10 protein-coding genes are annotated in these 19977 nt (G+C 41.5%); 4 read left to right on the top strand and 6 right to left on the bottom strand.

Annotated features, from left to right (window positions below; translation table 11 throughout):
• Positions 1 to 72 precede the first annotated feature (72 nt).
• The 3 genes from GS399_RS12605 to GS399_RS12595 all read right to left on the bottom strand — a co-directional run bounded on the left by GS399_RS12605 (position 73) and on the right by GS399_RS12595 (position 9552).
• Entirely contained in the window at positions 73 to 4242 is a 4170-nt protein-coding gene (locus GS399_RS12605; RefSeq protein WP_160844996.1) for a hybrid sensor histidine kinase/response regulator transcription factor, read from the bottom strand.
• 112 nt (positions 4243 to 4354) lie between these two features.
• Positions 4355 to 5965 carry a GH35 family beta-galactosidase gene (locus tag GS399_RS12600; protein ID WP_160844995.1) on the bottom strand — a complete coding sequence of 537 codons (1611 nt, stop codon included), beginning with the start codon at positions 5963 to 5965 and terminating at the stop codon, positions 4355 to 4357.
• A gap of 14 nt (positions 5966 to 5979) precedes the next feature.
• Positions 5980 to 9552 carry a VCBS repeat-containing protein gene (locus GS399_RS12595; protein WP_160844994.1) on the bottom strand — a complete coding sequence of 1191 codons (3573 nt, stop codon included), beginning with the start codon at positions 9550 to 9552 and terminating at the stop codon, positions 5980 to 5982.
• 342 nt (positions 9553 to 9894) lie between these two features.
• On the opposite strand from GS399_RS12595, the gene GS399_RS12590 reads away from it, so the two are divergent.
• Positions 9895 to 10620: a hypothetical protein gene (locus tag GS399_RS12590; protein ID WP_160844993.1), complete on the top strand. Its 726-nt coding sequence runs from the start codon at positions 9895 to 9897 to the stop codon at positions 10618 to 10620.
• Between the two features lie 62 nt (positions 10621 to 10682).
• Here the strand turns inward: GS399_RS12590 and GS399_RS12585 are convergent, their stop codons facing one another.
• The 3 genes from GS399_RS12585 to GS399_RS12575 all read right to left on the bottom strand — a co-directional run bounded on the left by GS399_RS12585 (position 10683) and on the right by GS399_RS12575 (position 16596).
• Positions 10683 to 12449 carry a RagB/SusD family nutrient uptake outer membrane protein gene (locus GS399_RS12585; RefSeq protein ID WP_160844992.1) on the bottom strand — a complete coding sequence of 589 codons (1767 nt, stop codon included), beginning with the start codon at positions 12447 to 12449 and terminating at the stop codon, positions 10683 to 10685.
• Positions 12450 to 12470: 21 nt separating this feature from the next.
• A complete protein-coding gene (locus tag GS399_RS12580) occupies positions 12471 to 15680 on the bottom strand; it encodes a SusC/RagA family TonB-linked outer membrane protein (RefSeq protein ID WP_160844991.1) in 3210 nt (1069 codons plus the stop codon).
• 385 nt (positions 15681 to 16065) lie between these two features.
• A complete protein-coding gene (locus GS399_RS12575) occupies positions 16066 to 16596 on the bottom strand; it encodes a hypothetical protein (RefSeq protein ID WP_160844990.1) in 531 nt (176 codons plus the stop codon).
• Between the two features lie 224 nt (positions 16597 to 16820).
• Between GS399_RS12575 and dctA the strand changes: the two genes are divergently transcribed.
• From dctA to GS399_RS12560, 3 genes are all read left to right on the top strand, one after another.
• Complete coding sequence (gene dctA / locus GS399_RS12570) at positions 16821 to 18077, top strand: C4-dicarboxylate transporter DctA (RefSeq protein ID WP_160844989.1); 1257 nt, start codon at positions 16821 to 16823, stop codon at positions 18075 to 18077.
• Between the two features lie 4 nt (positions 18078 to 18081).
• Positions 18082 to 18741 (top strand): GDSL-type esterase/lipase family protein, encoded by a 660-nt coding sequence (locus GS399_RS12565; RefSeq protein WP_160844988.1) that lies wholly within the window; start codon positions 18082 to 18084, stop codon positions 18739 to 18741.
• Between the two features lie 99 nt (positions 18742 to 18840).
• A complete protein-coding gene (locus GS399_RS12560) occupies positions 18841 to 19950 on the top strand; it encodes a hybrid sensor histidine kinase/response regulator (RefSeq protein ID WP_160844987.1) in 1110 nt (369 codons plus the stop codon).
• Positions 19951 to 19977 lie beyond the last annotated feature (27 nt).

Genomic DNA, 19977 nt, shown 5'->3' with positions numbered 1-19977 from the left:
CTGTTTTATAAATCGGATCATACGATGACGGCACCCGATTTAAATCGCTAGCTCATTGACTGGCTGTATTGATCATCCGACAACATGCTCTTTTTCCCTGTTTCGCATTTCGACAACATACTCAGATGGCAACATGTTAAACTCTTCACGAAACACTTTAGCAAAATACGCCGCATTGTTGAATCCAACCTCATAGGCAACGTTCGCTATACTAAGCTGGTTTTTTTCTAATAATTGCGCGGCTCTCTGCAATCGTATAGTCCTTATACAGTCGACGGGTGTTTTGCCCGTGAGTGTGAGCAGTTTCTTGTAGAGCGATACTCTGCTTAAATTCAAATTCCTGCTTAGTTCTTCTACTGAAAAATTTGGATTAGTAATATTCTTTTCAATACAATCAAACGCATTCTTTATGAACTTTTCGTCTTCTGACACGATAACAATGTCATTTGCGACAACGTCGATTTGCTTTTTGAAGGTGTTTTTAAATGTTTGCTGTAATTGTAGCAGGTTATTGATCTTCGACAGTAATATTTCAAAATTGAAAGGTTTGGCGATGTAGTCATTGGCTCCGCTATCCAGGCCAGCCAGCTGGTCCGCATCTGAAATTAGCGCAGTTAGTAAAATAAGCGGTATTTGTGCCGTACGGCTATCCGCTTTAATTTTTCTGCATAAATCGAGTCCGTTCATTTCCGGCATACTGATATCGCTTACGATAAGTTTCGGATGCAAAGCCAAAGCCTTTTGCCAGCCCTCTTTTCCGTTTGCCGCTTCAATTACATGGAAACTGTTCTTTAAATTGTCTTTGAGATAAAAACGCAGGTCGTAGTCGTCTTCTACCAATAAAATAACCGGCTTCTTAGCTGAGCCTAACACATCTTCTGTTTTACTCAAAACCGGCTGCAGGACGATTTGGTTCTGCACAGGCACTACCAACTCGTACGACTGGCTGCATAATGGAATTTTAATCGTAATACATGTTCCATAGCCCGGCTCGCTTTCGATCCCGACAGAACCACCATGCATTTTAGTAAATTCTTTTGTGATAGAAAGCCCAATGCCACTTCCTTGATTCAATAAGTTTTCCGGTATATTATCCTGGAAAAACCGGTCAAATACCTTTTCGTGTTTTTCCGCAGGTATCCCGATACCTGTATCAATAACCTTAATTTCGAGCGTTTTAAGGTCGGTTTGAAATACATCAGCCGATGTTAAATTTAAAATAACGCTGATATGGCCGCCGGCAGATGTGAATTTAAACGAATTGGAAAGCAGGTTGAAAAGTATGCGTTCGATCTTGTCATGATCGAAATTTGTGATGAATGAACAAGTCTCACTCTCAAAAATGTACTGGATTTGCTTTTGACCAGCGACATCTGTAAATGACGCGGCGACATCTTTTATGAATTGGATAATATCACCTTTCGTTAAATGAAGCTTTAGTTCGTTGTATTCCATTTTGCGGAAGTCCAGCAACTGGTTGACCAGGTTAAGTAGCCGTTTGCCGTTCCTCTTAATCATCTGAAGGTGTTGTTTCTCTTCATTTTTATCAGCTGTGTTTATCAGATGATCAATTGGCGATAAGATGAGCGACAATGGAGTTCTAAACTCGTGGCTCAGATTGGTAAAGAATTTGATCTTCATTAAATCGAGCTGGTGCATACGGTGCGCTTCTGCACGCTCATTATTAACGCGGCGCTCTGTTTCGAGTTTTTCTTGTTTCTGTTCAAATTCTTTTTTCAGCTTTACGATACCACGGCGACGCATGTATAATAAGATTCCCATTGCTAATAAAACGTAAGCCGCATAAGCAAATGGCGACTTCCAAAACGGCGGTAGTACCTTTATTTTGAGCGTTATTAAGCTGCTCTTGGTAATATTATTTTCATTTTGTGCTCTTACTTTGAAAATATAATCGCCCGCATCCAGATTTGTATATGTCGCTCTTCGCTCGTCAGCCGGCGATGTTATCCAGCCTTTGTCAAATCCTTCAAGCAAATACTGGTAGTGAATTTTTTCGGGATTGAAATAATCACAGGCTGCAAATTCTATACTGAACACATTTTGATTGTGATCTAATGTGAGGGAGCGGGTTTCCGAAATAGACCTGTTTAAAATCACGTTTCCGTTGACTGAATCACCGACAACAACACTTTTATTGAACAATTGAAAATCTGTAAAAACAAGATTTTTCTTCGACTTAACGGTGTTTATGTGTTGTGGGTCAAATAAATTAAACCCATGCCCGCCTCCAAATACGAGTTCGCCGTTTTTAAGCTTATAAGCTGCATTTACATTGAAGCTTCGCCCCTGCAGGCCGTCTAATTCGTTAAAATTGTTTACACTGAACAGATACTTGCTGCCATTTTTAACCAGCTTAATAGTCGATAAGCCATTATTAGTACTTAGCCATATCTGGCCCCTGCTGTCTTCCAGAATATTAGAGATATTACCTGGGGGATATCTGAAACCGTCGGAATCAGTAAAAAACTTGTTAGTACGAGGATCTAATATGCTTACGCCGTCTTTTGTGCCAATCCAGATAAAACCCCGGCTATCTTGCAAAATAGTATTTACATCATTCGCAACTAGACTGCTCTGATTATTGGGCTCGTTAAAATAATGGTTTATACGTCCCGATCCCTTTTGTATGACGTCAACTCCTTCATCGCGCCCTATCCAAATGTTCTTCTGCCGGTCTTCATAAACAGTAGATGTATACTCAGAACTTAATGGCAGACGCGGATGTGAAAATGAATCATTTTTGCGGTCATATATGTTGAGTCCCCCAGAAAAGGTGCCGACCCATAAATTTTTATCCGAATCTTCCAGAATGCTATATACCCGGTCGTCCGTTAAGCTATTGGGGTTCTTGTCATTATGACGGTAATGCACGAATTTTCCATTTTCCATCCGGTCCAGCCCGCCAAAGTACATACCAATCCACAGCTTGTTTTCATGATCAATACATAATCTTACGACAACATCATTGGCTAAACTATTAGGATCTGCGGGGTCGTGCCTGTACCGGGTGAAAGTTTTCGCCTGTCTGTCAAAATAGATCAACCCGCCTCCATTTGTTCCAATCCACAGATTTCCGGTTCTGTCCTCAGCAAAGCAGTCAACGTCGTCAAATGGGATACTATTTTTATCGCTGATATAATGTTTGTTAAGTGGAAATTGAATAATTCCGCTGTGGTAGTAGTCGGCACCTTGTTTAAACGTTCCAATCCAGATAATGCCCGAATTATCCTTATATAAATTGACACTATTTCCGCTAAGTGATTTTGGATCATCCTCTTTGCTTACCACATATGTCACCTTGTAAGTGGACGGATCAACAATATTAATTCCCCCGTGATCGGTACCGATCCAGATGTTGTTGTCATCGGCTTGAACAACGTTATTAATTACGTTTGAGTTAAGGCGGTGTGCAGGCGAATCTTTCGCGAAATGTACCAGAGAACCTGTAAGCGGATTATAACAGAACGCACCTACGGGACCGGCATTTGAAAATATCCATAAGTTGCTCTTATTATCCACTGTGATATCGTACGACTGGCCTTTATTGCCATTAGCTTTGGCTATACCATGATACCGTATTACAATTTTATTTGACCGGAGGTCTAATTTATCAAGAACGCCATCATCATAAACCAGCCATACATTGTTTACACCCTCATTTGCAATACCTGTAACATTATTCGAATTTATCCTGGCCGCTGATTTTGCCGAGGTATTATAAAAAAAAGTATTCCCAGTTTTTGGCTGATAGCAATACAGGCCCCTTTTATCTGTAAGAAACCAGAAATTGCCGGCGGCATCTTTTTTAACCGATTTTATTTGATTTGTTAATATCTTATACTTAACGAGTAAGTCTGTGGTATAATTAGAAAAGCTTTCGGTAGCAGGATCGTAGACGCTGATGGCACTATGAGTAAATATCCACAATTTATTTTCCGGGCCTTCATTCATTGAAATTACATTGTTTTCGCCCAATGAATGGGGATCCTTATCATTGTGTTTAAAAACTTTGAACTTATACCCATCGTATCGGCTAAGGCCTGATATAGTACCAAACCACATAAAGCCCTTTTGATCTTTAAGAATGCAATTAACCTGGTTGTCTGAAAGGCCGTTCGTGGTATTTAAATGCGAGAAATTATAGCGGTTGTTTTGGCCATATAAATTTTGCCTGATTAAAAAAACCAATAACAGAAACGTAAAGGACTTTAAATAGGTCATAATTGGTTGTCAGATTTAATTAACTCCCTGCTTCTGAAGCAGTAATAAATGTAATTTTAACAATTAAAATTTTTGCAAAACGCTTACCTTGAACCCTGGCTTTAATAGTTATTTATCTCACAACTAAAGCCACACGCAATACTTTTGGCGCTTGTCCAAAGCCTGGTCCGCCCCAATCCGTTTCATCACCATTAAGCACCCGAAGCGGTTTAAACACTGCACTTTCATAATCACCTTCTTCAACGCTCAAATACTGCCAGGCCTTACCACGATTATTTCCAATCGGTTTAAACTTTATATGACAGCGTGACCCAATTGCCAGGAAGTTATTTTCATCAAGCTTCACGATCATTAATTTTCCTGTTGAGCCGTCGTAAACTGGTGCTGCATTCCCGCGGCCGTCACCTCCAAAAGATACAGTTACCTCCCATTGGCCGAGATCGATCGTTTGGTCCGCATGATCCTCATGCTCTACTACCGCATTGATCTTTCCTTCATAAGCCCATTTTGCAATTTCAGCCGCCATTGGTGAAATTGTCGCATAATCTTGTGCAAAAGGTTCAATACGCGTAACGGCTTCTTCAGAAACGGTTTTACCATCATTATCAATTCCGAACGGCGAAAAGCCGATACCGCCACGAGCGATTACCTCATAAAGATATTTGGAGTTCTCCAGCTTAAAACCCGCTTCGGGGACAAACAGTGCATTATCTGGACGGCTATATAAATCAAGAACTTTCAACACCTTATCGCTTCCGGACAAGTAAATATCAGGAGCCAGCAAGTCGACCTCAGGAGCAGCTGCCTTCCAAATTGGAATAACATTATCGGTCGGTCCGCCACTTTCGTATTCGTTTGCCATCGGATTTGTAAGCGGATCGCGCAGCGCGGCATTTACGTACAGCGGCAAGGGATAGATAGCTTTGCCGGCCGCGGCAACCTGCCCGATAAAATGAGCGATGGACCATGCCTGGAAATACTCGTCGGCCCTTTCTCCGAACACCTGTTTCCAGGTACCACTTGACATTACCGGTACGTTCAATGCCTTAAGCACATCGGGCTTTAATAGTGCAGCCGGAACCGAACTTTCAAATAACTTTTGCGCGACAGGTGAGTAATCCCGGACAGTATCCCACGAACCTGGCTCATTTTCTACCTGCACCATGATTACCGTCCGCTGTTTATCAGCACCTTTCAAGTAGGTCATCACCGCGGTAAAAGCTTTCGCATCTGCTGCAAGAGTGGCTTCGCTATGTGGCGAGGGTGAATCAATAGGCTGCCCTTTCTTTCCGGTTATGTTAGGATATTTAACAGCATCCTTCTTCATCCAAGCCGGCATGTAATGATTGCTTCCGTTTTTCCAGGTCGCAAACCACAACAATACTAAACGAACATTGTGCTGCCTTGATTGGGTAATTAGGGTGTTGATTAAGGAAAAGTCATACTTACCAGGCTGCGGCTCTACCTGTTCCCAATAAATAGGTATTTCAACCGTGTTTGCATGAATTTGTTGAACAGCTTTCCATACTTGTGGCATCATTGCAGGCCAGGCGCTAGAATTATGCACCTGGGCACCTAGCATGAAATAAGGCTTTCCATCCACAATAAGAGAATGCCTGCCATTACTTGTAACAAGCTTAGGTATAGGTGCTACAGGCACCTGACAAAAAGCGATTTTTGCCGTAAGAAGGAAAGCAAGGTTCAATAAAATACTTTTGATCATCCTTTTTGCGAAGCTTAATTAAAAGATACCATCCTGGTTTGTCCCTGGTTATTCGTTATCCGGACGTTCTTAGCGGAACTGGCTACAGACATAAATCTCGCCGACTGCGATAAGAACGATGCTCCGTAATAAAATTCCTGTTTCTCCTTTGCTCCATTTTTACAAATTGTTACGGCACTTGCGTCATTCGGCAGCAGCTTTATCATTTTCACGTTTCTTTTCAATTCGAACATCTTTAAGGCGCCGCGGTTCTGGCTTGCCGCCATCAGGTAATTACCCGATGCGGTTTGAAATTTCACCAGCGCTTTACCATCACCGGGAATGTATAAGCCGCTTTGAAGGATAGATTGCGGTATAAAGTCCCCTTTTCCATCGCCTTTAAGCATCAATCCGTTTAACGCATCATAACGGCCGATACCAACTTCAGTTCCGTAATCGTTGCCATTTATGACTACATCCAAATTGCCGTCGCCGTCAAAATCATCAACCACCATTCCATTGATTGCTGATATTTGAGCGAGATTCGGCAAAGGTATCATCGTAAATTTTCCGTTTCCCTCATTCCGCAGGTAACAGGATTGAGAAGTATTTGAGCTCAGTCTCAAGGCACCTTCTCTTTGAGCGGCCGGTACTACTTCATCCATAGTAGCAATGGCGTATGATTTGTAGTTCGTAAATTTCTTCTTCATACTAATCATCTCTTTTAGCATATCTTCCCTGCCGATCGCCGGAAATTCTTTTTTTTCACCGTTCAGGTCCGGTAAAAAGATGGAAGGTATTGCATTATAGCTGCCGATATTGTCAAAATCTTTTGCTGTGATGTAAACCGGATACTGCTCGCTGGCCCGGTATAGAGTGTTTTGGCCGACATTTCCGATGATATAATCCATTCTGCCTGTGTGACGAAAATCGCCGGCCACGATGCTGTTCCACCAGCCGATCTTGCCAGCTATCCCTGATGATTGCGTAAGATTTTTGTAAACACCATGATCATTTCTCAAGAATGTCAACGGCATCCACTCGCCCGCGAGAATCAGATCGGGCCAGCCGTCATTGTCGTAATCACTGAAAAGTGCGTCACAAACCAGCCCGATGTTTTTCAAGGCTGGCGCTACTTCATTCGTTACATCAGTAAACTTTGCAATTCCGTTTTTACTGTCATTTCTAAATATAAAACTGGAGACGGCTTTTGGATATTTCCAGGGATCAACTCTACCAGAAACAAACAGGTCGAGCTTGCCATCCCTGTTATAATCAAAACCCCGCACACATAATTTACTGGTGTGATTTACCGGTAGAGCATTTTCAGATAATTTAAAATTACCGCGGCCATCGTTGATGTATAGTTTGTCCTGGTAAGTTGTGTCTCCGGACGCGCTTTTATAACCTCCCCGCGATATATAAACGTCGGCTTTATTATCTCCGTTAGCATCGAACAATAATATACCCTCGTCCTTATAATCCTGGAATGCATTAATATTTCCAACAATAAGACTTCGCTGTTTGAATTTTCCATCTTCCTGCTGTAAAAAGGCTTGCGCCGGAAGAAGCGAATTTCCGCCAATAACTACGTCATCAAGTCCGTTACCATCAATATCGGCAACGGCCAGCGCCGGATTATAATCAGAAAGTTTATGAGGCATTAACTTCTGAATCTCAAAATCAACAAAATCACGTTCTGTGTGGTTGTATTTGATATTTCGCTCTTTTGTTACCTCTTTAAATAAAGTGTGTGTTGCAGTTTTTGGCTGATTCCATGAATACAAAACATTTGCGCCGCTCAGGTTAACAGTCAACAGCTGATCCGCTTTAACATGGGTTAACACTTGTTTTTTTCCGTTAGGCCAACGCACGACGACTGAATCCAGCGATCCGGTATTTCCCAAGCCAAAGTGCGCTATGTTTTGGTTCGACGAAAGATATCCCCGGTAAGGATTGTTTTCGACAACCTGGTGCTTATTGCGATCATAAAAAATATCAACCCACGCTCCTAAACCGTTCAGATTATCACCGCTCCCTTTGAACTTTACCTGCAGGTAATGGCTGCCGGCCGGATTCTTATCCCGCGAAGTGTTTTTATAAATCATCGCCTCATCATCGATATTGTTGATGATCAGGTCCATAGCACCATCGTTATTCAGATCAGCATAAACAGCGCCGTTTGAAAAATCATTGACGGACAATCCCCAGTCTTTTGTTTTGTCATCAAATGTGAGGTCGCCTTTATTCATATACGCGTAGTTACTGATCTTCACAGACGGTATCTGGTCTAACACCTTTTGCTTTGATCCTACAGAAAAAGCGTTTTTCCGGTAGGTCATAAAGTCATGATCGGTGATGTCTTTTGGAAAGCCATTAGTAACGATGATATCGCGATAGCCGTCGTTGTTAAAATCTGTGATCACGGGAGTCCAGCTCCAATCAGTTTGGGCGATACCGCTTAAAAAACCAATCTCGCTAAATGCCGGGCTACCGATCGTATCATTCTCTAAAACCCTCGGCCCCTGGTTTAGCTGAAGTGTGTTACGTACATACTGATACTGGTAACCAAAAAGATCAAAACTTTGCACAGACTGATAACTGTTTGCGCCGAGCATCATTTTTTTGCGATAATTGTCTTCAGGACTCATATCGAGCTCAAAAACATCCGCCAGTCCATCGTTATTAATATCTACAATATCCTGCCCCATTGCATTGAACGAGGTATGCTTAAAATACTCTTTCGACCTGTCTGTGAATGTACCGTCGTGATTATTGATGTAAAGCAGATTAGATGACAAAAAATCATTACTTACGTAAATGTCTTTCCAGCCGTCGCGATTTATATCAACAATAGTTGCCGCATGCCCGAAACCTTCGTATTTAATGCCCGCCTTTGCTGAAACGTCACTAAAAACAGGATGATTTAATTCCGAATTCCAGGTGTTGTGATATAACCGACCAAGGCTCGCGACGTGATTCTGATCCTTTGATCCGAAGACATTCGGATAGTAATGCTCATTGGCTTCGTTAACTGTTAAATACATGTCGAGCCGTCCGTCGTTATCATAGTCAAAAAAAGCGGCCATAGTCGACTGGACATTGATATCAAGCCCGTATTCTTTTGCCATGTTTTTGAAGCGTGGGATTCCTTGCTTATCAGTACCCTGGTTTATGTACAAAAGATTGCAGCGCCGTGTAGAATCTTGATAAATCGTATTGCAAACGTATAAATCCAGCAAACCATCGTTATTGATATCGATGACTGAAACACCACGTCCCCATCTTCCCATGCCGCCAACTCCAGCCTTTTCGGTTATATCCTCAAACTTAAAATCGCCTTTATTAATATATAAACGATTAGAAACAACATTCCCGGTAAAATAGAGATCCTGTAAACCATCGTTATTAAAATCGCCGACGCCAACGCCGCCGCCATTGTATATGTTTACAATGTCCAACGGATTAATTGTATCATTTTCAGTGATCTTATTATTGAAATGGATACCCGAATGCGAGGAAGACACCTGCTGAAAGAGAGCAGGGCGCTTGCATGAAAAAAGAATTGTGGCTGCTAACAGCAAAAAAAAAGAGTTTAATAATTTCATTCTTTTAACAAGCTTCATAAAGCAATAAGTAACAAAACATTCCGATACGATGCTTGAACTTATTTATCTCTGAGTTGACAGAAAATCGTTCAATATTTCTCTGTAAACGGGTTTATTAATTAGTTATATCAAATCAGACGTAGCCTGAACAACCAAATCTAATACAGAGCCGGTTTTCCGTAGTAATACTATTTTTCCATTCTCTACTCAATTTTGCATCAAATTATAATTGAATATGCTGAAGCCAGTAAGTTTAATTTTTAAATTCAGTGGTCGAAAGGCAATTGGAACGATGACTCTAAGAGAGATATAATGGATATACTAACTAAACAGCGATTAAACATGAGAAGTGTACTCAACTTTTCTTTATTAACCATTTCATTACTGCTATTTTCAGAATGCAAAAATTCAACCGACACACAGGCTTTTTATGTCGAGGGTAATTTTGTAGGAATCCGGCAGGGGCAAATAATTAAATTTTACGACGGGAAAGATACAAAGGCGTGGGTTTACAATGACGACAAGGACTTTAAAAGCACTACCCCGATCGATGAAGCTATTTACTTTGGAGGAAGCTTTATAGGTGTGAGGCAAGACAAAACGGTTAAATTTTATTGGACCAACAGGCAGGGACAATGGAAATACAGCCCGGGCAAAGACTTGACAATTCCGGATGGTGTTGATGGCATATTTTATTTTAAAGGAAATTCGATCGGAGCCTGGAATGGTAAAACAATTAAGTTTTTTGAAACAAACAAACAAGGAACATGGAGATATCGGGCCGATGAAGATTTTATTAATGATCAGAACATCGACGGTGCATTTTATCTTAATGGCTCTTTCATTGGCGTAAGGAAAGATAGAACTGTAAAGTTTTATACTTTAAATCCACAAGGAAGTTGGGAATATCAGTCTGGCATAGATTTTACGAGCAATGACAAAGTTGACGGTATGTTCTACCTCGATACAGGCTTATTGGGAGTTATAGAGGGCCGAAAGATTGTATTCTACTCAATAGATCAGCAGCGAAAATGGACTCATGTTGTAGGCAGAAACCTGAACTTTTAAAAACATACTAAAAAAAGCCGCCTTTTATCTCAAAAGGCGGCTTACCAAATACAATTAACCAATTAATAACCAGGATTCTGCGTAAGGTTTGGATTAAGACCTATTTGCGGTTTAGGAATTGGACAGATGTCCTTCCCTGCTGGCAAGGAAGTAAACCAAACTCCGTGCAATTGACCATCGGCCGTTGGACCATATGGGTAGGCTTGAGGCAGCAAAGATTCGTTTGTATTATAGGCGGCTTTAATAAATGCCGAAGCGACACCAGGTCCAGCTCTGCGAAGATTATAAAACAGCGAATAATCCGCAGTTAGCTCATGACGATATTCGCTCAGTACCATTTGAAGCGGATCAGTTATAGGTTGCGTCGGCTTGCCATCATAAGTCAGTCCGTCTTGCATTACCGCAGGAGCCGCTGTGCCGCCGGAATTTGCTCCCCAGGCTCTATCTCTCACCAATTTAATATCCGCCATTGCTCCGGCTACATCTCCAGTACGAACTTTGCATTCAGCCCGGTCAAGCAGAATTTCAGCATAACGTAACAAAACCTGGTTTTGCGAACCGAAGATTGTTGAATTGCCGTTTGCACCGGTAAGATTAGGATCGCGCCATTTCTTTGCACAGTAGTATCCGGAGCGGGTGCCGTCATTTCCGTACCATGGCTGCCTGAAGGAACCGCAAGTGTTAATAATCTTATCGTCATCACCGGCGTATGACGGATATTTCTGATTAGTATTATCCTTTACATTGTTTTCAAAGCCCGCCTTTACAACGGCGTAGCCTTTTATTCCGCCCCATTTTTCTATAATACCCGGACTAACCAATTCATCTCCCGGACCAACGACTGTAGCAAGTTTACGGGTATCGCCTGACTGATATGAATACCAAAGCCCTGGATTCGCGTAATCGTAGCCAAAGCCACTGATTTCGTGCGGCCAGCTGAAATCGTCAATCCATGCCACCTCACCGCCGTTTTGCCAGCCGCCGTCCCAGCTTTGTGATCCCTGGATGTCAAACTGAATTTCAAATAACGATTCATCATTATTTTGATTGCTAAATTCGTTTACGTCAACGAAACGCGGCAAAAGATGATAATTGTTCGTGATCTCAGGATTATTAAAAGCGGCCAGCGCACCGGTGTAATTCTTTAACCACATTTGTGCGGCACCTTCATAACCGTATGCTGCGCCTTTGGTCGCCCGCCCCAATTCGGCTGCAGGTAATGTTGTTTTTGATTCAAGAAGTTTCTCCGCCAGCTGCATATCTGCAACAACCTGTTGAAATACTTCATCCTGCGAATTTCTGGGAAGCAGCGGATCGCCACCCTTGTATTCTTTCAGCACAAGCGGTACGCCGCCAAAAGTTCCTGCCAGGTAATAATAGCTTATGCCTCTTAAAAAGTAGGCTTCACCCAATAAACGATCACCAAGCTGCGGCGTAACCACTCCATTCTCCTTGGCAGTAGCTATAATTCTTAACGCCGCGTTTGCTCGGCCGATTGCTATGTAAGCATTGTTCCAGAAAACATTAATGGCGCCAAAATTAGGACTGATGGTATAGGAGTTCCAGGCAATGTCAGCACCATTGTTATACCAGTCGTGACTGAAAAAGTTAGCGTAATACCAGATAGACTTTTTCAAAAGATCGCTGCTCTGATAGGCATCATAAATTGAATTCACGAGTGCCACTACATCCTGTGATTTCTGAAAACTGGCATCGGCGGTCGAATTTTGCTGATTTGTTTGCTCCAGGAAACTCTTTTTACAACCCGGTGGAATCAGCACCATCGTTATTAGAGTCAATATTAAAGCACTATATTTTATTAATTTCATTTTCTTACTATTTAGCGTTTGTTAAAACGTTACGTTTAAACCCATGGTGTAAAATCTGGAAGACGGATAGGTACCGTTATCAACTCCGTTCTGCGTAGCATTGCCGCCCTGTAAACCAATTTCCGGATCAAGCCCTGTGTAATTGGTGATTGTAAACAGGTTTTGCGAAGAAACGTAGACCCGCACTCTCGACATCGCTATCTTCTTTGTTAGACTTGCTGGAAACGTATAACCTACCGTGACATTTTTCAACTTTAGGAAACTTCCGTTTTCAATCCAATGATCTGAAGGGACAGCGTTCTGATTATTGTCGTCATTATATAAAACCCTCGTATAAGTGGTTGAAGGATTAGTTGGCGTCCATGCACCATTATAGTAGTCTTTGCTTACGTTTTCGATGCTTACAGAACCCCGCCCCTGGAACGACTCCAGGTTGCTTTCCTGGTAATTCAGGATCTTGTTACCATAAACGCCGTAAAAATACAAGTTGATGTCCCAGGCTTTAAAAGAGCCGTCAAGATTTAGGCCACCGTAAAATTTTGGCTGCGGACTGCCTATACTGACCTGGTCGCTGGCATTTACGGTTCCGTCGCCATTTATATCTTCAAATAAACGATCGCCGGGACCGGTTGGAGCTAAATAATAAAAGCTATTTCCTTTCGCCACAGCGGCTGCATTCAAAGCGTCTATCTGTGCCTGCGACTGAATTATTCCTAATGACCTGTAGCCGTAAAACTCACCTACCGGCTGGCCGATGAATGTTTGAGTAAATGTTTGCCAGCCCTGGCCTGTTAACGTTACACCGCCGAAATTGGTAATGTAGTTTGTACCGCTGGTTAGTGAGGTCAGTTTATTGCGGATTATGGAAAGTGTAAGAGTTGAACCGAATCTGAACTGGTTAAACAGGTGATTATAATTTGCACCAAACTCCCAGCCTTTATTACTCATTGTTCCGATATTCTGTGGCAAAGTATTATATCCTGTTTGTGGGGAAACACTGATATTCAACAAAAAGTCCTTTGATTTACGATTAAACCAGTCGACCGTAAAATTTAGGTCGCCTTTAAAAAACGCAAAGTCAGCACCAATATCAGTCATGTAATCTGTTTCCCATTTTAAAGATGGATTGTCAGGCTGCACAGATGCTATTCCCGCCTGGTAGGTTCCATTACTTCCACCGATTTTACCAAATGCGTAGCCCAGGTTTCCTGAATTGCTGGGTTGCGAACCAGTAGAATATAAAGCCTGGTAACCAAAAGGCGTAATAGGTATTTGATTACCCACCTCACCGTAACTTCCGCGGAAGCTAAGGTCGGCCAGCCAATCTACATTCTCTAAAAACGATTCACTTTTAGCTCTCCATTTCACAGCACCGGATGGAAAAACGCCGTACTTGTGGTCGCTGTCAAATTTCGACGAACCGTCACGGCGTATATTTCCTGTTATGAAATAACGGTCAGCGAAACTGTAATTCACTCTTGCAAACTGTGATGCGAGAGATTGAACGCTTTCTGCAGTGCTGTTAAGTTTCAACGTACCTGTTTGCACCTGCGACAAATCTTTAATTACACTGTTTGGCGGAACTCCACTGCCTCCAAAATTGTTAAATGTCACTTCCTGCGCTGATATACCACCAAGTAACCCAATGGTGTGTTTGCCAAAAGATTTGTCGTAGGAAATAGTGTTTTCCCAAAGCCAGTCGAACGAGGTATTTTCGCTTTGAGAGAAGTTTGCGTTTTGCGTTGCTCCTGCCTGCGCTCCATACTGATTAACCAGGCGGTTATCCTGTGGCGCGTAATAATAGCCTTTACCGGAAGTAATCGTGGCTCCGGCGTTTGTTTTAATTTTAAGTCCGTCTACGATAGTAGCTTCCAGTGACGAGTTAGCTAAAAAGTATTGGTTTTTCCCCTGAGAAACATTATTCTCTACATTATAAACTGGGTTATACCATTTTGCGACATATGTATAAATAGGGTTATAAAAGCCATAATTACCCTGGCTGTCTTTTATTTCGGCGGTAAGCTTATTCCCGCCGTCAAGTGTTGGCGGCAACTGCGCTATGACACCAAGGCTTCCGGTACCAAGTGGATTATTATTAGTCGTATAAGAATACTTCGCACTTGTAGCTGACTTAAGCCATTTTACCGGTTGAAAATCAAGATTAAGCCCCAAAGAGAGTCGTTTAAAATATGACGCCAGTACGATACCCTTTTGGTCGAAATATCCTACCGAGGCAGCCGACTGTACTTTGTCACTACCTCCTCGGATTGCCAGGCTGTAGTTTTGAGTGTAGCCATTGCGAAAAACTTCGTCCTGCCAGTCAGCATTCGTAAGCGCCGAGGGGTTGCTCCATGCAGGCAAAATATTAAACTGCTTAGCGGGATCATTCGCAGCTACGTAGTTAGCGAGCGTCGCGAATTCCTGTGCATTTAGAACATCGTAAGTTTTAGGTTGACTTTGTAGCGAATTATAAACATCTAACGATACCTGCGCAGTATTCTTTTTGCCGCGCTTTGTTGTGACGATAACTACTCCGTTTGCGGCACGAACACCATAAATAGCGGTAGCAGAAGCGTCCTTTAATATATCGATAGATGCGATATCGCTTGGGTTGATATTATTGATTCCGCCTGTTTCTACAGGATATCCATCTATCACATATAAAGGACTGTTACCGTTTGTTGCCAAACTACCTGTGCCTCTGATTAACACGCTGACATTACCGCCCGGACTTGCATCGTTATTAACGATCTGTACGCCCGAAGCACGGCCCTGTAACGCCTGATCGAATGAAGTTACGGGCACCTTCTCAATAGTAGCCGCGCTAACCGAACTGACAGAACCGGTAAGATCCTTACGCCTGGTGGTACCGTACCCGATAACAACCACCTCATTTAAATTACTTACCCCCTGGATTAGCACGACGTTTATTGTTGCTTTATCTCCAACCGCAACTTCCTGAGTTTGATAGCCGGTAAAGCTAACCTCGAGAACCGAATTGCCCGGAACTTGTAATTTAAAAGCTCCACTTGCATTTGTTGAAGCTCCTGTTGACGTGCCTTTTATTTTGACACTAGCACCAGCCAGCGGGCTGCCATTTGATTCGGTTACAACACCACTGATTTGCCGGGGTTGGGCAAAAGAATAATAGCAGGAAAAAATAAGCAGCAAACATATAAATGCTGTTTTACTTAGCCTGTCAAATCTTTTTAGAAGTACTTTTTTCTTCATTTGAATCCATTTAGACTTGATAATAATTGGTTAGTTTTCAAAAGCAATTCATCGATATTTCAGTCGATGCGCTTCTCCATCTTGAGTTAAGGTTTTAAAAATTAAACTGGTTATAATTGTCGCAAAAGCACCAGCTTTTATGCAACTGTTCAGTGTGTGAAATTAGGATAGTAAGCATGCCTCCTGTAACGTTTTTGTTAATGTTTATACAAAAAATGTTAGCCGGAGATGGAGAGTAAATCTGCAAGAATAGGCTATAGGGGGTTGTAATAGCCTAACTGACTATCGGCAGCAAATGCGAAAGTTCTGACAAGCTTATTACGGTGAGAGAAGTTTATATTAAACTGGTACGTCTGACCATTAAATAATTAAAGATGATACGGCTTTACCTGCCATCATCTTCCCGCTTCTTAAAAAACTTAGGAAGCGATAGTTTTCGTTTGACAAGGCTTGCATGGTACAGGGTTATGGTATACAGACTTTTTTCTGGTTCGCGTTTCGTTTCAAAGCTTATTTTGAATTCGTCTTTATGATACTGACGTGAACGGTCACTTCCGACAGTATCTGAACGGGTGTAATTTTCTTCCTCTTTAATCATCCTTTCAAATTCGTCAAACTCATAATGATCATAAGTTTGATAACACACATAATCTGATTTAGGATTAGGTCCGATCACTTTGATCAGTGTTTTTGGAGTTTTGATCAGTTTATTTCCTTTTGTTGTATAGGTATTTATATTCTGACCGTTTTCACTCCGCGAACCTTGCCTGGTAAAAACATATCCCTTTTGGAATAAAAATTCTTCGCATTCATTTTGGCTCAGGTTCAGAGCTTGCTGCAAATCTTCGAGATAAAGTTTTTGAGCAGCACAAATTTGAGCACAGAGTAACAAGGCAAATAAGTATAAAAATTTCATGATAAGGGTTAAGTACTCGTTTTAACGAATTAAGGCAGCAAAAGATACCAACTTATTTACAAACCCGGCGAACCCACTCATAACTAGCAGCAAAAAATTAAGAGCTTTCATCAGATGGAATAGTCGCAGAACAACTGTTTTTCATCAATCTTACAATGTTGTTACAGAACGTTAATAATCCCGTCTGATTCAGCGAATCTGAAATGCTTTGTTAATATTGTACCGTGAAGTATATAAAGATCCTTTATATCCAGGTCCTTATCGGAATAATAGCTGGTGTCATTGCCGGGTTTTTCTTTCCTCATTTTTCTGAATCTGCCAAAGTGATCAGTGAAACGTTCATTAACATGATCAGGATGGTGATTGCACCGGTGATCTTCTTTACAATTGTGCTTGGTATCGCCGGTGCCAGCGACCTGGGCAAAGCGGGACGTATCGGCGGAAAAGCTATTATTTACTTCGAAATTGTAACAACGCTGGCGCTGATCACTGGTTTATATGTAGCCCATATTGTAAAACCAGGATCCGGAATTCCAATAACTCATAGTAACAGCGCTAAAATATCCGAGTATACCAGGGAGGCTGCCGCGTTCAAATGGGGCGAATTCTTTTCACATATTGTCCCATCTAACATATTTGAGGCATTCGCTAAAGGAGACATTTTGCAAATCTTATTTTTCAGTATCTTATTTGGCATCGGGTTAAAATGGCTTGGAAAAGAAAGCGGCAGCATTATTCTCAGCTTCGAAAAACTAAACAAAGTACTGTTTAATATTCTGCAGATTGTTATGCGGTTCAGTCCTTTGGGTGCTTTTGGCGGAATGGCATATACCATTGGGAAATTTGGCTTTGCCAGCCTCGCCGTATTGGGTAAACTTTTGCTAACCTTTTACATCACCGGATTTCTTTTTGTTTTCGTTATCCTGAATGCTATTTGCCGGTATTACCAATTCAGCCTTTGGAAATTGCTGGGCTATATAAAGGACGAAATTTTAATCGTGCTTGGAGCAAGCAGCAGCGAAGCAGTATTGCCATCGGTGATGATGAAACTTGAAAAAGCCGGTTGCGACAAGGAAGTTATCGGGCTGGTAATACCGACAGGATATAGTTTTAATCTCGACGGAACCACGATATACCTTAGCATGTGTGTTATTTTTCTGGCGCAGGTATTTCATATAGATCTAAGCTTTGGACAACAATTAACAGTAATCGGCATTTTACTGTTAACCAGCAAAGGAGCTGCCGGCGTAACAGGCAGCGGTTTTATCGTTCTTGCCTCCACACTTACTGCATTAAAAATTATTCCTCTGGAAGGGTTAGCATTACTTATTGGCATTGACCGGTTTATGAGTGAAGGCAGGGCCGTAATTAACTTTATAGGCAACACCGTAGCTACTGTAGTGATCGCTAAAAGCGAAAAAGCTTTAGATATTAAAAAATATAAACTACTGGTTGAAAAGCAGGAAACCGAAATACTTTAATACAATGAAGCAACTCTTTTTTACATTTTTGATTTTAGCAACGGGCTTAAACAGCACTGTACTTTCACAAACACATGCCTACGCGGACGACATTGCAACGATTAAAAAGTTCGATAATATCTATTCACCGCCGGCAAATCCCATTTTATTTATTGGCAGTTCATCCATCAGAAAATGGACCAGCCTTGATGAGGCGTTTGGCAATTACAAGGTTATTAATAGAGGTATTGGCGGTGCAATAACCAGCGATATAACTTATTACGCAAATGATCTGATTTTCCCTTATCAGCCAAGGCAAATTGTAGTTTATGTAGGAGAAAACGATTTACCGGAGGCAACCGCTACACCAGACTCCTTACTAAGCAGGTTTAAGGTATTATATAAAACGATAAGGACTCAATTACCAAACGTACCAATTGCTTACATTTCTATTAAGCCCAGTCCGGTAAGGGCGCAGTATCAGGATAAGGCAAGAAAATCCAATGCCTTGATACGCCAGTTTTTAGCGAAAGAAGTTAATGCAGTTTTCATTAATGTGTATGACTTAATGCTCGACAAAAATGGAAAAATGCGGCCTGAAATATTTATAGAAGACAAGTTGCATATGAATCGGCAGGGTTATTCTATTTGGGAAAAAGCCTTAAAACCATATCTTATTAAATAAGTGTTAATTTTGCCGACTTTTAAAACTTTTTAAAAATCAGGCTGTTGTTGAAGATTGCTTAATTCAGCGTTTCGACAAACGCCATGCTTAGCCCGTATAATGATATTAATAGTTGACGATAAACCAGAGAATATATTTTCGTTAAAACAAATTCTTGAACTTCATAACTTCGAAGTAGATATTGCACTTTCCGGCGAAGAAGCCCTTAAAAAAATACTTAAGAACGATTACGCACTTATTATACTGGATGTACAAATGCCGGGGATGGATGGTTTCGAAGTGGCGGAAGCGGTAACCGGATACAGTAAATCAAAAGACACGCCCATCATCTTTTTATCGGCCGTTAATACAGATAAAAAGTTTATAACTAAAGGATATGCGTCCGGCGGACTGGATTATATCACAAAGCCCGTTGATGCTGACATTCTGCTTTTAAAGGTTAAAACATTTTACCGGCTTTATGAGCAAACGCACGAATTGTATCGTATGCAACAAGCGTTGCTTGAAGAAATCGAATACCGTAAAGAAGCGGAGAAAAAGAAAGACGAATTTATCAGTATAGCCAGCCACGAATTAAAAACACCGCTTACCAGTATCAAAGCATATCTGCAGCTTTCACAGCGGGCGATAGACAACGACGTTGAAAAAACAAAGTCATATCTCGACAGAACCGGGCAGCAGCTCGAAAAACTAAATGGTCTCATCGCTGATTTACTGGATATCTCCAAGATTGAAAGCGGAAAGTTAAAATTAAATAAGGAGCCATTTGCATTCGGACCCTTGCTAAACAGCGCCATAGATATAATTACACAGACGCATGACGACTTTAATGTGCTTGTTAACGGAAACTATGATGATGCTAAGCTATTTGGCGATGCAATCCGCATTGAACAAGTGCTGATAAACTTTTTAACAAACGCTTTTAAATATTCCCCCGATCGCAAAGAAGCACATGTTTCGGCAAATGTTAATGGCAATGTACTGACGGTGAGGGTTACTGACTTTGGCATCGGTATTCCTGAGGAAAAGCAAAAAGATATCTTTGAAAAATTTTACCGCGTAGAAGCAAACACCAATCGCTTCCAGGGTTTAGGTATAGGTTTATATATTTGCGCTGAAATTTTGCGACTTCACGGTGCTGAATTTGGTGTTGAAAGTAGCCCTGATAAGGGATCTACGTTTTATTTTAGAATGCCGGTTATCCAATAATTCTTTGCTTATCGTCGCATCGCATCA

This window comes from Hufsiella arboris (genome assembly GCF_009834875.1).
Taxonomy (GTDB): domain Bacteria; phylum Bacteroidota; class Bacteroidia; order Sphingobacteriales; family Sphingobacteriaceae; genus Hufsiella_A; species Hufsiella_A arboris.
This window is presented reverse-complemented; position numbering and strand designations above follow the sequence as displayed.

Excerpts from the sequence above, each read along its gene's own strand:
- GS399_RS12605 (WP_160844996.1), bottom strand. The coding sequence starts at position 4,242 with ATGACCTATTTAAAGTCCTTTACGTTTCTGTTATTGGTTTTTTTAATC.
- GS399_RS12585 (WP_160844992.1), bottom strand. The coding sequence starts at position 12,449 with ATGAAATTAATAAAATATAGTGCTTTAATATTGACTCTAATAACGATG.
- GS399_RS12565 (WP_160844988.1), top strand. The coding sequence starts at position 18,082 with ATGAAGCAACTCTTTTTTACATTTTTGATTTTAGCAACGGGCTTAAAC.
- GS399_RS12590 (WP_160844993.1), top strand. The coding sequence starts at position 9,895 with ATGAGAAGTGTACTCAACTTTTCTTTATTAACCATTTCATTACTGCTA.
- GS399_RS12580 (WP_160844991.1), bottom strand. The coding sequence starts at position 15,680 with ATGAAGAAAAAAGTACTTCTAAAAAGATTTGACAGGCTAAGTAAAACA.
- GS399_RS12575 (WP_160844990.1), bottom strand. The coding sequence starts at position 16,596 with ATGAAATTTTTATACTTATTTGCCTTGTTACTCTGTGCTCAAATTTGT.
- GS399_RS12595 (WP_160844994.1), bottom strand. The coding sequence starts at position 9,552 with ATGAAATTATTAAACTCTTTTTTTTTGCTGTTAGCAGCCACAATTCTT.
- GS399_RS12600 (WP_160844995.1), bottom strand. The coding sequence starts at position 5,965 with ATGATCAAAAGTATTTTATTGAACCTTGCTTTCCTTCTTACGGCAAAA.
- GS399_RS12560 (WP_160844987.1), top strand. The coding sequence starts at position 18,841 with ATGATATTAATAGTTGACGATAAACCAGAGAATATATTTTCGTTAAAA.